Origin of the sequence: Streptomyces sp. NPDC046925 (assembly GCF_040644915.1) — a bacterium.
Lineage (GTDB): Bacteria > Actinomycetota > Actinomycetes > Streptomycetales > Streptomycetaceae > Streptomyces.
In genome coordinates, this window is record NZ_JBEYWZ010000026.1 from 1 (window position 1) to 14,686 (window position 14,686).

A 14,686-nucleotide genomic window follows, 5' to 3' on the forward strand; every position below is an offset into this window, starting at 1 on the left:
ATCGGGGCGCGCAGGCTCTCCACCCGGCGTGACGTGAACGCCTTGACGACCAGGCGCCGGATGCGGGTGTGATCGGGCGGGTCCATGTTGAGCAGCCGACCGGCTGCGCCCCGCCCTGCTTCCCGGGTGTCGCTCACCGGGTGCGCCACTGGTGCTCGGGCAGGAAGCGCACGTCGTACTGCCCGGCGACGGCGGCGAACTTGTCAGGTGTGGGCACGACGGGTTCGCGCGGCAGACCGAGCCCTTCGGCGGGCGCCCCGAGGGTCTCGAAGAACCGCTCGAAGGTGCCGATGGGCCCCGCAGCGACGCCGACGACCTGGCTGTGGTGGCGCTCCATGCGGTAGGCGTGCGGGCAGTTCTTGGGCACGAAGCCGAAGTCGCCGGGGGTGAGGAGCTTCTCCTGCTGCTCGCCGTCCAGATCCTCGACGAAGAGGCGGACGGCGCCGTGGGTGACGTAGAAGACCTCGTACGTGTCGGGGTGCAGATGGGCCGGGATGACGTTGCCCTTGGGGCCCTCGACGGTGAAGAAGTTGAAGCCGTTCTCGGTCTGCTCGCCGCCCGCGTAGATGGTGATCAGGTCGCCGAAGAGATGGGCGCGGTCGCCCTCGCCCTTCTCGATGACGTAGGGCTTGCCCGGCTCGGCGGGGATGCGGGAGGCGCTCCGGTGGCGGGTGGCGTACTCGATGGTCATGGGCTCTCCCGGAGGCTGGGCGGCGGTGAATGTCAGGCAGCCTGACATAGTGAGTCCGTGGCGGGCAAGGAACGGCCTCGCGTACCCATAGGCTCTCGGCATGCACGCCACCGGCCGCAACCTCCCGCAACTCCTCGGCGACGCCCGCCGCTGGTTCGAGGACGCGCTCCTCGCGACCCTGGAGGAGGCGGGGGAGGTGCGGGTGTCGCCGACCCAAGCGGGCCTCTTCGCCGTCCTGGACGAGGAGGGCACGACGGTCTCCGAGCTGGCCCGCCGGATGGGCGTCACCCGGCAGACCGCTCATCAGGCGGTGCACGGCCTGGTCGCCGCGGGCCTCCTCGAACAGGTCCCCGACCCCTCGTCGGGCCGCCAGCGGCTCATCCGCCGCACCGAGGAGGGCGCCCGCACGCACCGCAGGGCCGAGCTGGTCCTGCGCCGCGTCGAGCGGGAGCTGGCCGACCGGATCGGCGAGCAGCAGGTACGGGCGCTGCGGGCGGCGCTCGAACTGCCGTGGGGCGATCCGCCGGTTCTGGTGCAGGGCGAGGGCTGACCGGCAACGAAAAAACACAGCTGCCCTCCCCCTGCGGCAGGGGGAGGGCAGCTGCGTCGTTCTCGGGATGCGGCGGGTTACGGCAGGTTGCGGGCCATGACGATCCGCTGGACCTGGTTCGTGCCCTCGTAGATCTGCGTGATCTTCGCGTCGCGCATCATGCGCTCGACGGGGTAGTCACGGGTGTAGCCGTAGCCGCCGAGGAGCTGGACGGCGTCCGTGGTGACCTCCATCGCGACGTCCGAGGCGAAGCACTTGGCGGCCGCACCCTGGAAGGTGAGGTCCGCGTCACCGCGCTCCGACTTGGCCGCGGCGGCATACGTCAGCTGACGCGCGGCCTCGATCTTCATCGCCATGTCCGCGAGCATGAACTGCACGCCCTGGAAGTCGCCGATCGGCTTCCCGAACTGCTTGCGCTCCTGGACGTAGCCCTTCGCGTAGTCCAGGGCGCCCTGCGCGATGCCGAGCGCCTGGGCCGCGATCGTGATGCGGGTGTGGTCCAGGGTCTTCATCGCCGTGGCGAAGCCCGTGCCCTCCGCGCCGATCATGCGGTCGGCGGGGATGCGAACGTTGTCGAAGTAGACCTCGCGCGTCGGCGAACCCTTGATGCCGAGCTTCTTCTCCGGGGCGCCGAAGGAGACACCCTCGTCCGACTTCTCGACGACGAAGGCGGAGATGCCCTTCGAGCGCTTGGTCGGGTCGGTCACGGCCATCACCGTGTAGTACTCGGAGACGCCCGCGTTCGTGATCCAGCGCTTCACGCCGTTCAGGACCCAGGAGTCGCCGTCACGGACGGCCCGCGTCTTCATGCCCGCCGCGTCCGAGCCCGCGTCCGGCTCGGAGAGGCAGTACGAGAACATGCCCTCGCCCTTGGCGAGCGGCGTCATGTACTTCTTCTTCAGCTCCTCGGACCCGGAGAGGATCACGGGGAGCGAGCCCAGCTTGTTCACGGCCGGGATCAGGGAGGACGAGGCACAGACGCGGGCCACCTCCTCGATCACGATGACCGTGGCGAGCGCGTCGGCGCCGGTGCCGCCGAAGCTCTCGGGTACGTGCACGGCGTGCAGGTCGGAGGCCACGAGGGCGTCGAGCGCCTCCTGCGGGAAGCGGGCCTCCTCGTCCACCGCGGCGGCGAACGGTGCGATCTTCGCCTCGGAGAGCGAACGGATCGCGTCCCGGAGCATGTCGTGCTCCTCGGACGGGCGGTACAGGTCGAAATCAGCCGATCCGGCCAAGGTTTCTCACGCTCCAAGGACGCTAATTACCGTTAAGTAACCCAAATTTTAGAGGGCGGCTCACGTGAGGGATACGTGAGCTTGCCGACAGCGGACGGCAGGCGGGTGGCAGGCGGGTGGCGAGCTGTCGGCACTAGCGGGAACGTGCCCGGTCAAGGGCCCGACTATGCTCGGGCACCGCACTGACGGCCGTATACCCCTGGAGCACCGCATGGCCCTCAAGATCACCGTGATCGGCACCGGCTACCTCGGTGCGACGCACGCAGCGGCCATGGCCGAGCTCGGTTTCGAGGTGCTCGGCCTCGACGTCGTGCCCGAGAAGATCGAGATGCTGCAGCGGGGCGAGGTCCCGATGTACGAGCCCGGTCTGGAGGAGCTGCTGCGCAAGCACGTCGCCGGGATCGAGGGTTCGAGCGGGCGGCTGCGCTTCACCATGGACTTCGCGGAGGTCGCCGCCTTCGGTGACGTCCACTTCGTCTGCGTGAACACCCCGCAGAAGCATGGCGAGTACGCCTGCGACATGAGCTACGTCGACAGCGCCTTCGCGCAGCTCGCCCCCCATCTGACGCGGCCCGCGCTCGTCGTCGGCAAGTCCACCGTGCCGGTCGGCTCGGCGGACCGCCTCGCGCGCGAGCTGGCCGCGGCGGCGCCGGCGGGGGCCGAGGCCGAGCTTGCCTGGAACCCGGAGTTCCTGCGCGAGGGCTTCGCGGTGAAGGACACCCTGCACCCCGACCGCATCGTCGTCGGCGTCCGCAGCGAGCACGCCGAGAAGCTTCTTCGCGAGGTGTACGCGGGCCCGGTGGGCGAGGGTTCCCCCTTCGTCGTGACGGACTTCCCGACCGCCGAGCTCGTGAAGACCTCGGCCAACTCCTTCCTCGCCACGAAGATCTCCTTCATCAACGCGATGGCGGAGGTGTGCGAGGCCGCGGGCGGTGACGTCGTGAAGCTGGCGGAGGCGCTCGGCTACGACGACCGGATCGGCAAGAAGTTCCTGCGGGCCGGGATCGGCTTCGGGGGCGGGTGTCTGCCCAAGGACATCCGGGCGTTCATGGCGCGGGCGGGGGAGCTGGGGGCCGACCAGGCGCTGACGTTCCTCCGTGAGATCGACTCCATCAACATGCGGCGGCGCGGGCAGATGGTGGAGATGGCGCGCGAGGCGCTGGGCGGCGGGTCCTTCCTCGGCAAGCGGGTCGCGGTCCTCGGCGCCACGTTCAAGCCGGACTCCGACGACGTACGTGACTCGCCCGCGCTGAACGTCGCCGGGCAGATCCATCTCCAGGGCGGTCAGGTCACCGTGTACGACCCCAAGGGGATGGTGAACGCGGGGCGGCTCTTCCCGACGCTGGCGTACGCGGAGACCGCGCTGGACGCGGTGCGGGGGGCCGATGCGGTGCTGCACCTCACGGAGTGGCGGGAGTTCCGTGAGCTGGATGCGGAGGCGCTTGGCGAGGTGGCGTCGAACCGGCTGATCCTGGACGGGCGCAACGCGCTTGATCCGGAGGTCTGGCGGGCGGCGGGGTGGACTTACCGGGCCATGGGGCGGCCTTCTGCCTGAGGCTCTTGGGGGCGGGGGTGCGGGGTCCCTCCGTGTGTGGGTGCGGGGGCGCGCCGGTATACCCGTCCTCGCCATCCGCCTGTGGTCGCCTGTTCTCTTCGGCCGGGGAGTGCCGCGAGCCGTGCTCCGGGCGGGAATACCGGCACACCCCCTCCCGTCTCGATGCCGACTGCGAGCCGTCACCAACTGGGCCGTTCCTACGCCAGGCCGTGACGCGGCGAGACGGGCGGGTGGGCGGGAAAGGCCTGTTCGTCCAGGACCGGACGCGGGGTAATCGGGCGGGTGGGCGGGAAGGCCTGTTCGGTGCGGGTATGGCGCGGGGTGCGGAGTTAGGGGCGAGGGGACTTTCTCGCTCGGTACGCCCGCATTTTGGCGCGGGAGCCGCAGACGCCCATGTCGCACCACCGGCTCCGTCCGGCCGGGCTGCGGTCGTAGTACGCCCAGTGACAGTCGGGGGCCTCGCACGCCTTGAGGCGGCTCCATGTGCCGGCGGCTGCCCCCTCCGCGATGGCCGCCGCCACCCGTGACAGCAGCGGTGCGGGATCGGCCGGCGTAAGGGACGCCGAGCCGTCGGTGGGGGAGATCCGCACCAACAGCGGGGCCTGCGCGAGGAGTTGGCCCAGTGGCGGCGCGTCCGTGTTCGGGGCGTGGCCCGCATGGGCCAGGCATGCCGCTCGTAGTGACTCCCGCAGTTCGCGGGCGGACGTCACCTCCGTGCCCGGTGCGAGAGCGAACGGTGCTCGGCCCTCCGCCGTGTCGAGGGCGTCCGTGCCCGACTCCAGGTCCAGCGTGTTCACCAGCGCCTGGATCAGCGCGAGGCCTCCCGGAGCAGGTGCTCTGTCATTCATGGTTGCGACGTTACCCCCAGTGCGGCGGCATGCGGTAACCGCGGGGAGGGCCGTGACCGCTCCTTCCGGGTGTACGCCGACCCGGCCTGCCTCGGCGCCTGCTAGAGAGCCGCCTGCTGACGCCGTCTCTCCCGCGCGGCCCGTGCCGCGAAGTCCGCGCCGCGCAGCACCCGTTGGACATTGCCCCACGTCAGGCGGGCGAGATCCGCGTCGGGCCAGCCGCGCTCGATGAGCTCGGCGATGAGGTACGGGTAGTGCGAGACGTCGCCAAGCCCGTCGGGGTGCGCGTCCGGGGTGTCGTACATCCCCGAGAGGCCCACGGACTCCGGCCCCGCGAGCCGGCGTACGTGATCGAGGTGGTCCGCGACCTCACGTATCGAGGAACCCGTCTGCCCGGCCGCCAGGGGCACCAGGCACAGGCCCTTGGCGGCGCCGAGCGCGGTGAGCAGATCGTCCGGGAGGTTCGCCGGGGTGTCCCGCAGCGCGCGGGCCCCCGAGCGGGCGAAGAGCACCGGCGCCCTGGAGACGGCGAGCGCACGGCGGGCCGTGGCGTCGGATGCCCCGGACAGCTCGGCGAGCACCCCGAGCCGGTTCAGCTCGCGCACCACTTCCTCGCCGAACGGACTCAGTCCCTCGGGGCCCGCCCATGACGTGCCGGAGAGCGTCAGCGAGCACAGGCCGAGGGCGTGCAGGGCGCGCAGGGCGGCGAGCGAGTCGCCGATCGCCTCGGCGCGCGCCGGGCCGAGCAGGGCGGCGATGCGGCCGCAGTGGCGGGCGTCGGCCACCTCGGACGCCGACGCGGCGAGGCGCAGCCCCTCGGAGTGGCTGCGGACGGCGTGCTTGGCGCGGTCGAGCTGTTCGAGGGTCGCGCCGAGCACGCGGTCACCGGTGACGGAGTCCGGGACGTGCACGGACCAGAACTGCGCCCCCACGCCGCCCGACCTGAGGCGCGGTACATCGGCGTCCACGGCGTTGTCGCCTAGCTCCAGGTCGTACCAGGGAAGCCCGCGCAGCGCCCACGGCAGTCCGCTGTAGCCGTCGGCGACGGGGTGCGCGGCGAGCAGCGCGCGGGCCCGCCTGAGGGGGTCCGGCACGGAAGGCTCGGGCCGGGGCAGCAGCTCTTCGGCCGCCGATTCGGACCGCGAGCCGGGCGCCGTGGCCGTCTCGCGCGCCGGTGCGGGCTCGAAGACGTCGGATATGGGCGGGGTTTCGGGGGTCGGCGCGGCGGGCCGGTCGAGGTCTCCGGCTTCGGTGGTGGTGTCGAGGTCGACCTGCAGATCTGCCATTGGCGTGCTCCGGGCGTCAGGTGGGGTCCGGTCCACCGTGACACGCGGGAGCCGCGCCTTCGCGGCGGGCGGAGCGTTCGGGGTACCCCCCTGGTACGCAGCCTTGCGCACGGCATGCGGAAGGGCCCCGCCGATCCCGGCGGGGCCCTCTTCGCGTACGAGCGGAACGCCTCGGACTCAGCCGCCCGAGACCGTCACCTTCTCGTCGTTGTTCAGCTGCTCCACCATCTGCTTGACCTTGGCCTTGTCCCACAGGAGGTTGCCGCCGGTCGAGCCCGCGAGCGGCATGTTCATGGACTTGCCGTCGCCGCCCGTGACGCCCTTCATCGCCCAGAACATGGACGCCACGTCGAACAGGCCCATGTCCTTGTCGACGATCAGCGTGTCCAGGCCCGCGCCCATCGTGGGGTAGAGCTTGAAGGGGTTCATGACCGTGCCCGGCGTCGCCGCCTGGTTGGCCAGGGCCGCGAGGAACTTCTGCTGGTTCTTCGTGCGGTCCAGGTCGCTGCCCGGCAGGGCGTAACGGGTGCGGACGAAGGCCAGGGCCTGCTTGCCGTCGAGGGTCTGCTTGCCCGCCTCGAAGTCGGCGCCGGACTTCTCGTCCTTGAAGCCCTTGGGGATGTCCATCTCGACGCCGCCGACCGCGTCCACGATCTTGGCGAAGCCGCCGAAGCCGATCTCGGCGTAGTGGTCGATGCGCAGGCCGGTGTTGTACTCGACGGTCCGCACGAGCAGCTCGGGGCCGTCCTCGGCGTATGCCGCGTTGAGCTTCGTCTGGCGGCCCTGGTTCGGGTAGAGCTTGCCCGACTCGGCGCCCTTGAAGGAGGGGATCGTCACGTTCGAGTCGCGGGGCAGCGAGATCATCGTGTTCCCGCCGTCGTCCGCGACGTGCAGGATCATCATCGAGTCCGTGCGCTTGCCCTCGGCGGAGCCCGTGTGGAGGTCCTTCTTGTCCTGGTCGGACATGCCCTCGCGGCTGTCGGAGCCGACGATCAGGTAGTTCGTGCCGTCGCCGCCGTCGGGGCGCTCGATGACCTTGGAGAGGTCGACCTCGCGCTTGAGCTTGGAGTCGGCCCAGAAGTACGTGCCGACGGAGACCGCGACGAGGACCACGACCAGGGTGATCGACCCGATCTTGATGCGGCGCCGCCAGTTCGGGGCGGGGCGGGGGGCGCGGGTGCCGTAGCCGTCGCCGCCGCCCTGGCCGCCGTTGCCCTGGCCGTTCGGGGAGCCGTAGACCTGGCCGGTGTTGTAACCGCTGTCGTAGCCGTTGTCGTACGCGTCCTGGCGGGAGCCGCGGGGCTCGAACATGTCGTCGCGAGCGTCGCCGTACCGCTGGCCGGAGCCGTCGTCGTACGAGTGCTGCTGCGGGACGCCTCCCGCCTGCTGCTGGCCCGGTCGGCCGGACGGGCCGCCGCGCTGGACATGCCGCATCCTGCGGGCGCCCTCGGGCTGTGCGCTCCCGCTGCCGCGGCCGTATCCTCGGCCGCCCTGGTCGTCAGGCCAATCGCTCATGTGGACCAGTGTGCCGCGTCCGGCAGGGTGCCATACAGGGCAGGTGGGATTTCGGGTCAGGGCTGTTGCAGAGCTGATGCAAAGCGGCCGGGGCGCGGTCAGGACATACGTCAGACATAGGGTGGAGCCCATGACAGACCTGGCCCCCGGCGCGGAATCGGAGATTCCGGGCAAGCCGACTTCGGCGTCCCGTACGACGCTCAGCCACATCATGACCCACGCCGACACCAACCTCCTCGGGACCGTGCACGGCGGTGTGATCATGAAACTGGTGGACGACGCCGCGGGAGCCGTCGCGGGACGCCACTCGGGCGGTCCCGCCGTCACCGCGTCCATGGACGAGATGGCCTTCCTGGAGCCGGTGCGCGTCGGCGACCTCGTCCATGTGAAGGCGCAGGTGAACTGGACGGGCCGCAGCTCCATGGAGGTCGGCGTGCGGGTCCTCGCCGAGCGCTGGAACGAGTCGACGCCCGCGCAGCAGGTCGGATCGGCCTACCTCGTCTTCGCAGCCGTCGACGCGGACGGCAAGCCGCGGACCGTGCCGCCGGTGCTCCCGGAGACCGAGCGGGACCGGCGCCGCTATCAGGAGGCGCAGATCCGGCGCACGCACCGCCTCGCGCGGCGCCGGGCCATCAAGGAACTGCGTCAGGCACGCGCCGCCGAGGGACTCGACGACTGAGCCCCGGCAGTCGCTAGCGGCACACCACCTGGTCGCCGGTCAGGGCGCCGAACTCGCCTTGGTAGGCGTCCTCCGCCTGCACCGGCCTGATCCGCTTGAAGTCCTGGGCCACGAAGACCTTCAGGGTCGCGCCCAGGCCGTTCACCGGCTTCATGACGCTGCCGGGCAGCGCGGTCGCCAGGGATTTCGCCGAGCGGTCCCAGCGCGGGTCGTACGCGACGACCGTGCGCTTGAGCGGGGCGCCCGGCCAGTTGCCCGGAGCGCGCGTCGTCCGGAAGCCGGTGGACCGCAGCGCGGTGTCGACCTGCTTGCCCAGGCCCGGCCTGCCCGTGCCGTTGTCGACCTGCACCCGGATCTGCTGCGGGGACACGTCGACGATGGCCCGCCTGGCGTGGTGCGCGGCCAGGGGACGGTCCGTGCGGATCGCGTCGAAGAGTTTCACGGACTTCCGCGGGTCCCACTTCAGCGTCGAGCCGATGCCCGGCACGTTCACGCCCTTGTCGAGCAGCGGCACCGTGGTGAACTCCGACGAGCGCGGCGAGAAGCCCCGCATCGCCCGCCCCAGCGAGAGCATCTCGTTCGTGCCGAAGCCGCCGTCGGCCCGGACCGAGCTCAGCAGCGTCCGGCTCACGTCGCGGAACTTGAGCGGGTTGAGCAGCACCCCGCTGCCGGTGGCCTTGGAGATCAGCGCCGCGAGGAACCGCTGCTGGCGGCGCATCCGGCCCAGGTCCGATGAGCCGTCGACGTGCCGGGTGCGGACGTACTGGAGCGCGGCGCCGCCGTTCAGCGTGTGGGTGCCGACGGGCAGATCGAGTCCGGTGTACGAGTCCTTGAGCGGGCGGGCCGTGCAGATCTCGACGCCGCCGAGCACGTCCACGGTCTTCATGAAGCTGGTGAAGTCGACCTCCAGGTAGTGGTCGATCTTGACCTTCGTCATGTTCTCGACGGTCCGTACGGTGAGGTTCGCGCCGCCCTCCGCGTACGCCGCGTTCATCTTGACCGGATGCGGCTTGTGCTTCTCGCCGGAGTTCCGGTCGACGTGCTCGGGCATCTCCGCGTAACTGTCCCGGGGCAGGCTCACGACGCTGGCGCGGTTCCGGTCCTCCGAGATGTGCACGATCATGATCGTGTCCGTGCAGTGACAGGGAGCTCCGCCCAGGCGGTACTTCTCCTTGTCCGCGTCGGTGACCTTGTCGCGGCCGTCGGTGCCCACCAGCAGGACGTTCATGCCGTTGCCCGCCTTGGGGCGGTTCTTCATGTCCTTGAAGGCGTCGACCCGGTCGATCTTGGTGTCGAGGCTCGTGACGACGGCGTGCCCGATCCCGGCCGCGGCGAGCACCGTCAGGGAGAACACCGTCGCCGCCCGCGCGATCCAGCGTGGCCGCCTGCGCCGCTTGACCGGCCGACCCGCGGGCTGCTGCACAGGCTGCCGCGCGCGCGGCGGGCGTTGGCCACGCGGTGGCGGGGTCGGGTAGCGGCGGGGCGGTGTGGGCACGTGAGGGGACACCTCCGCGGTGGCCGGGACGGGTGGGGGAGAGTCTCGATGGGCCGGGGAATATCAGAACCGTAGGCCCATACGATCTGCGACCCGGGGCAGCAGGCCGGGCGGCGCGCGCCGGTGTCCCCCATTCGCGGTAACGTGGCGCCGATGAACGCGACGCCTCACGTGCAGCTTCCTGCCGTTTCCGTGATCATGCCGGTGCTCAACGAGGAACGGCATCTGCGTGCTGCCGTATCCGCGATCCTCGAACAGGATTACGACGGTGAGATGGAGGTCGTCGTCGCGCTCGGTCCCTCCACGGACCGCACGGACGAGATCGCCGCCGAACTGGTCGCCGAGACCGCGGGGCACCGCGCGCGGGTGCAGACCGTCCCGAACCCCACGGGCCGCACGCCCGCGGCCCTGAACGCCGCGATCAAGGCCTCGAGCCACCCGATCGTGGTGCGCGTGGACGGCCACGGCATCCTCTCGCCCGGCTACATCGCCACGGCCGTACGCCTCCTGGAGGAGACCGGCGCGCAGAACGTCGGCGGCATCATGCACGCCGAGGGCGAGAACGACTGGGAGCACGCGGTCGCCGCCGCCATGACGTCGAAGATCGGCGTGGGCAACGCCGCCTTCCACACCGGCGGCGAGGCCCAGCAGGCGGAGACCGTCTACCTCGGTGTCTTCCGCCGCGAGGCCCTGGAACAGCAGGGCGGCTACAACGAAGAGTTCATCCGCGCCCAGGACTGGGAGCTGAACTTCCGCATCCGCGAGGCCGGCGGCCTCATCTGGTTCTCGCCCGAGCTGAAGGTGCAGTACCGCCCGCGGCCGAGCGTGAAGGCCCTCGCCAAGCAGTACAAGGACTACGGCCGCTGGCGGCACGTCGTCGCCCGGTACCACGAGGGCTCCATCAACCTGCGCTACCTCGCGCCGCCGACCGCGGTCTGCGCGATCGCGGCAGGCGTGGTGGTGGGCGCGCTGGTCACGCCCTGGGGCTTCGTCGTCCCCGCCGGCTACCTCGCGGCGATCGCCGCGGGCTCGCTTCCCGCGGGCAAGGGGCTGCCGCTGAAGGCGCGCCTCCAGATCCCGGTGGCGCTCGCGACCATGCACATGTCGTGGGGCTGGGGCTTTTTGACCAGCCCGCGCTCGCTGGCCAAGAGGGTCATCGCATCGCGGCGCCCGGCGGTCCTCAGCGAGGCCTGAGGCACGAGCTCCCCGGCTCGGCCCCGGACCGGGGCCGAGCACGGCCGCAGCGGGTCACTCCCAGGTGAACTTCGGGTTCACGTGCATGCAGGCCTTCTTGTCCGAGCCGTTGAGCGCGTCGGCCGAATCCGGCGTCTTGTCGCTCTGCTTCGACTTGGGGTAGGTGTTCCCCTCCCGCCAGTCGGCGCCGACGACCAGGGTCACCCCGGAGACGTCCGTCGACTTCTTCACCGAACTCAGCTTCATGCCGAGGGACTTGGCGACCCGCTGGGCGTCGCCCTCCAGGTCCGCGCTGGGGAACTTGATGACGGTCTTCTTCTCGGCGAGGACCGTCGTCGTGTCGGCCGCTGCCTTGGTGAAGCCCTTCCCGGCGAGGATCTGGGTGACGGTGCTCGCGCGCCCGCCGACCGGGGCCAGGGTGTCCGAGCGGGTGCCGTTCTGCACCTGCACGGCGATCTCGGCGTCGTCGGCCGCGGGGTCGTCCGAGACCTTCTCCTTGGCGGGCTTCTTCTTGCCCTTGCCGTCCAGCGAGATGTCGTCGCGCACGAGGCGGAAGAGCTGCTCGGCGTCGTCCGGCTTGGGGATCACGCGCGCGCCCACGTACTCGTAGGGCATGGTCGTCATCGTGGTCCGCTCCGGCGAGACCTTCTTGAGCTCGTTGCTCAGGTCGTAGAGCTTCTTGACGCTGCCGAGGCCCTCGTCGACCTTGAGCGCGCTGGTGGCCGTCTCGGCGAGTTTGCGCAGCTTGTTGGGGCTGCTCAGATTGGCGTTCTCGCGCAGCTCGCGCACGAGCGAGTTCATGTACATGTGCTGGGCCTTGGCGCGGCTGATGTCGCTGCCGTCGTCGAAGCCGTAGCGGGTGCGCAGCCACTGCAGGGCCTGCTCGCCCTTGATGGACGTGGTGCCCTCTTCGAGCTTCAGGCCCGAGCCGTGGCCCTGGCTGTCGCGCGAGTGGATGTTGGCGTCCACGCAGACCGGTACGCCGCCGATGGCGTCGGCCATGTCGACCACACCCGAGAAGTCCACTTCCATGAAGTGGTTGATGTGGATGTCGGTGAGCTTCTCCCAGGTGGCGACCGTACAGCCGGGGCCGCCGCGGCCGAGCGTCTGGTTCGTCATCGTCCGCTGCGTGGTGGCCTCGTAGACCTTGCCGTCGTCCGGGTCGGTGCACTTGGGTATGGAGAGCAGGGTGTCGCGCGGCATGCTGATGACCGACATGTTCGTGCGGTCGGCCGACAGGTGCAGGAGCATCTGGACGTCGGCGAGCGGTGTGCCGCCGAAGGTCTCCTTGGCGCCGCCGAGCTTCTGGTTCTCCTTGGAGTCCCGCGCGTCCGAACCGATGAGCAGGATGTTCAGCGGGGTCTGGCCCGCCGCGTTCGGCGTGGGCTCGGGCGCCCGGTGCTCGCCGAGGTTCAGGTCGTCGGTCTCCAGGTTGTTGTTCAGGTGCTGGTACCAGAGGTATCCGACGCCGGCCGTGCCGAGGATCAGCACCGAAAGGACCGTCGCCGACCAGCGCAGTATCCGGCGTCTTGGACGCGGCGCCCGCGGGCCCCCGCTTCCGCTGCGATGCCGCTGCTTGCCGCCGTCCGCCGGTGGTTTCCCGCCTTCGTGCTGCGGGCTTTCTTCCAAGCCAAGATCACTTGCGTGCGGGGCACGTTCTCGCGCCCCCTCCCCACGCACGCTGCTCTTCCCCATCCCCTGCCCCTCCCCGCGCCCCCGGCGCTCCCCGCGCCAGCCCGAATTACGGCCATCCTGCGCCTTGTTAGACGCAGAATGGCCGCTTCAGGTCACTTGGCACACACAGTCTTGTCAGCTTCGACCTTCTGGATGTCCTTCGGCGCCTTCGACGGGGCGCTGATGGAAACCCCGGCCCCCTTGAAGTCGCTGCCGAGCGTCAGCTTGATGGCGGGGAGCCCCTGCGAGTTCTTCTCGCTCTTCCCCGGCTTCATCGCGGAGCCCGAGAGCCCCATGACGTCGGCGAGCCGCCGGGCCTGGTCGGCCTGGTCGGGTGCGTACTCCAGCGTCGTCTTCTTGATGTCGGACGGCGCGTTTCCGAGCTGGCTTGCCTTGGACATGCCCTCAGTGTTCTGCAAGTACGTGAGAGTTGCCTGAGCGGCGCCGGTCTTCCCGCTGCCGTTGTAGATGTTGACCCGCACGTCGGAGGCCGCGGACTTGCTGCCCTTGAGGCGGGCGGCGACCTCCGCCTTCTCCTTCTTCTCCTGCTTCTTCACCGCGGTCAGCGACTCGTCGGCGCGCATCATGGCGAAGAGCTGCTCGGCCTTCTCCTCGTTCGGGACGACCGTCGTGTGGACCTTCTCCGCCGGGTTGTCGACGACGGGCACGGTCGCGAAGCTGAGGTTCTTCATGTCGAACTTGCCGAGCTCCATGCCCAGGTCACGGAGTTTCATGATGTCCGCGATCTTGGAGTCGACGGTGAGCGCCTCGGTGCCCGCTTCGGCCAGCTTTATCATCTTCGACGGGCTGGTGAGCGTGTCGTTCGACTTGAGCTTGCGCATGAGCGAGCTGAGGAACTGCTGCTGGAGCTCGATGCGGCTCAAGTCGCCGCCGGTGCCCACGGAGTGGCGCGTGCGGACGAACGCCAGCGCGTCCTCGCCCTCGATGGTGTGCTTGCCCGCGGGCAGATTCAGATGCGAGTCCGGGTCGTCGATGTCCTTGGCCAGGCAGACGTCCACGCCGCCGACGGCGCTGGAGAGCGTCTTGACCGCGTTGAAGTCGGCCACCATGAAGTGGTCCATCTTTATGCCGGTGATCTCGGTGACCGTACGCATGGTGCAGCTGGGCGTGCGGTCGCTCTGTCCCAGGCTCTCGTTGAAGCGGACGCCCTGCGAGCCGGGGATCGTCTTCTCGGTGCCGTCCTCCATCGTCGTCGGGCAGTCCGGAATGTCCGTGATCATGTCACGCGGGATGCTCAACGCGGTGGCGTTCGTACGGTCCTTGGAGACGTGCAGCAGGATCGTCGTGTCGGCGTGACCGAGGCTGCCCTTGTCGCCGTACTTCTCGTTGCCCTTGCCGCTGCGCTTGTCCGTGCCCATCACCAGGATGTTGATGGCACGGTCCTTGCTGAAGCCGCCGGTGCCCGCGCCGTCGTCGTTGATGGAGGTGATGTTGTCGTTCAGGTGCTGGTAGTAGAGGTACCCGGCGGTACCCGTCGCGACCAGGACAAGGGCGAGCGTGCCGCCCGTCCACACCAGGGCCTTCTTGCCCTTGGACTTCTTCGGCTTCTGCTTGCGCCGCCCGCTCGCGGGCTCCGGCTGCGGAGCCCGGCGTCTGCGCTGTGGCGGCACGTCCCGCTGTTCGTCACGTGAGTCACGTGAGTCACGCCCGTCACGGCGCTCGTCGCGTCGGCCGTCACGGCCGCGCGTTCCCTGGCGTGACGAGGACCGCGTCGATCTGCGGGGTCCGGGCACTGCCGACTGCCCTCCGGAGGGGCTCAGTCGCAGTTCGTAATCGCCGGTGTTCGGGTTGAGTACCCACTGGTCTGCGGGGTCGATGTTCTCCGCCCGCCCACGGCCTTGCGCGTCCACGGTTGTCTGCGTCCTCCGTCGGGGCCACGCGGCGCCTTTCCCCCCTCAGACAAGGCGCTCGGTCAGTCGTCCAGCGGTGCGCGGCCATGAAGG

The 14,686-nt window shown here is 70.1% G+C and carries 12 protein-coding genes; 4 read left to right on the forward strand and 8 right to left on the reverse strand.

Annotated elements, in window-relative coordinates; all coding sequences use genetic code 11:
- Positions 1 to 133: 133 nt before the first annotated feature.
- The gene (locus ABZ906_RS45480) at positions 134 to 691 is read right to left on the reverse strand and encodes a quercetin 2,3-dioxygenase (protein ID WP_361393166.1); all 558 of its coding nucleotides are present in this window, start codon (positions 689 to 691) and stop codon (positions 134 to 136) included.
- A gap of 100 nt (positions 692 to 791) precedes the next feature.
- Between ABZ906_RS45480 and ABZ906_RS45485 the strand changes: the two genes are divergently transcribed.
- Positions 792 to 1,241, forward strand: a complete 450-nt coding sequence (locus tag ABZ906_RS45485; protein WP_361393168.1) for a MarR family transcriptional regulator — start codon at positions 792 to 794, stop codon at positions 1,239 to 1,241.
- 77 nt (positions 1,242 to 1,318) lie between these two features.
- Here the strand turns inward: ABZ906_RS45485 and ABZ906_RS45490 are convergent, their stop codons facing one another.
- Positions 1,319 to 2,476 carry an acyl-CoA dehydrogenase family protein gene (locus ABZ906_RS45490; protein ID WP_361199280.1) on the reverse strand — a complete coding sequence of 386 codons (1,158 nt, stop codon included), beginning with the start codon at positions 2,474 to 2,476 and terminating at the stop codon, positions 1,319 to 1,321.
- A gap of 211 nt (positions 2,477 to 2,687) precedes the next feature.
- Here ABZ906_RS45490 and ABZ906_RS45495 point away from each other — a divergent pair, with 211 nt between their 5' ends.
- A complete protein-coding gene (locus ABZ906_RS45495) occupies positions 2,688 to 4,031 on the forward strand; it encodes a UDP-glucose/GDP-mannose dehydrogenase family protein (RefSeq protein WP_361393170.1) in 1,344 nt (447 codons plus the stop codon).
- A 329-nt stretch (positions 4,032 to 4,360) separates the two neighbouring features.
- Here the strand turns inward: ABZ906_RS45495 and ABZ906_RS45500 are convergent, their stop codons facing one another.
- The 3 genes from ABZ906_RS45500 to ABZ906_RS45510 all read right to left on the reverse strand — a co-directional run bounded on the left by ABZ906_RS45500 (position 4,361) and on the right by ABZ906_RS45510 (position 7,680).
- Positions 4,361 to 4,879 carry a CGNR zinc finger domain-containing protein gene (locus ABZ906_RS45500; protein WP_361393172.1) on the reverse strand — a complete coding sequence of 173 codons (519 nt, stop codon included), beginning with the start codon at positions 4,877 to 4,879 and terminating at the stop codon, positions 4,361 to 4,363.
- Positions 4,880 to 4,980: 101 nt separating this feature from the next.
- Positions 4,981 to 6,165: a dipeptidase gene (locus tag ABZ906_RS45505; protein WP_361393174.1), complete on the reverse strand. Its 1,185-nt coding sequence runs from the start codon at positions 6,163 to 6,165 to the stop codon at positions 4,981 to 4,983.
- Positions 6,166 to 6,342: 177 nt separating this feature from the next.
- Complete coding sequence (locus tag ABZ906_RS45510; RefSeq protein WP_361199292.1) at positions 6,343 to 7,680, reverse strand: LCP family protein; 1,338 nt, start codon at positions 7,678 to 7,680, stop codon at positions 6,343 to 6,345.
- A gap of 130 nt (positions 7,681 to 7,810) precedes the next feature.
- Here ABZ906_RS45510 and ABZ906_RS45515 point away from each other — a divergent pair, with 130 nt between their 5' ends.
- Positions 7,811 to 8,359 (forward strand): acyl-CoA thioesterase, encoded by a 549-nt coding sequence (locus tag ABZ906_RS45515; protein ID WP_361199295.1) that lies wholly within the window; start codon positions 7,811 to 7,813, stop codon positions 8,357 to 8,359.
- Between the two features lie 13 nt (positions 8,360 to 8,372).
- On the opposite strand, the gene ABZ906_RS45520 is transcribed toward ABZ906_RS45515, so the two are convergent.
- Complete coding sequence (locus tag ABZ906_RS45520; protein ID WP_361199298.1) at positions 8,373 to 9,854, reverse strand: LCP family protein; 1,482 nt, start codon at positions 9,852 to 9,854, stop codon at positions 8,373 to 8,375.
- A 153-nt stretch (positions 9,855 to 10,007) separates the two neighbouring features.
- Here ABZ906_RS45520 and ABZ906_RS45525 point away from each other — a divergent pair, with 153 nt between their 5' ends.
- The gene (locus tag ABZ906_RS45525; protein WP_361393176.1) at positions 10,008 to 11,048 is read left to right on the forward strand and encodes a glycosyltransferase family 2 protein; all 1,041 of its coding nucleotides are present in this window, start codon (positions 10,008 to 10,010) and stop codon (positions 11,046 to 11,048) included.
- 54 nt (positions 11,049 to 11,102) lie between these two features.
- Here ABZ906_RS45525 and ABZ906_RS45530 read toward each other — a convergent pair whose 3' ends face one another.
- Together ABZ906_RS45530 and ABZ906_RS45535 are read right to left on the reverse strand one after the other, a co-directional pair.
- Positions 11,103 to 12,743 (reverse strand): LCP family protein, encoded by a 1,641-nt coding sequence (locus ABZ906_RS45530; RefSeq protein WP_361199304.1) that lies wholly within the window; start codon positions 12,741 to 12,743, stop codon positions 11,103 to 11,105.
- A 92-nt stretch (positions 12,744 to 12,835) separates the two neighbouring features.
- Positions 12,836 to 14,593 (reverse strand): LCP family protein, encoded by a 1,758-nt coding sequence (locus ABZ906_RS45535; RefSeq protein ID WP_361393178.1) that lies wholly within the window; start codon positions 14,591 to 14,593, stop codon positions 12,836 to 12,838.
- Positions 14,594 to 14,686: the final 93 nt, after the last annotated feature.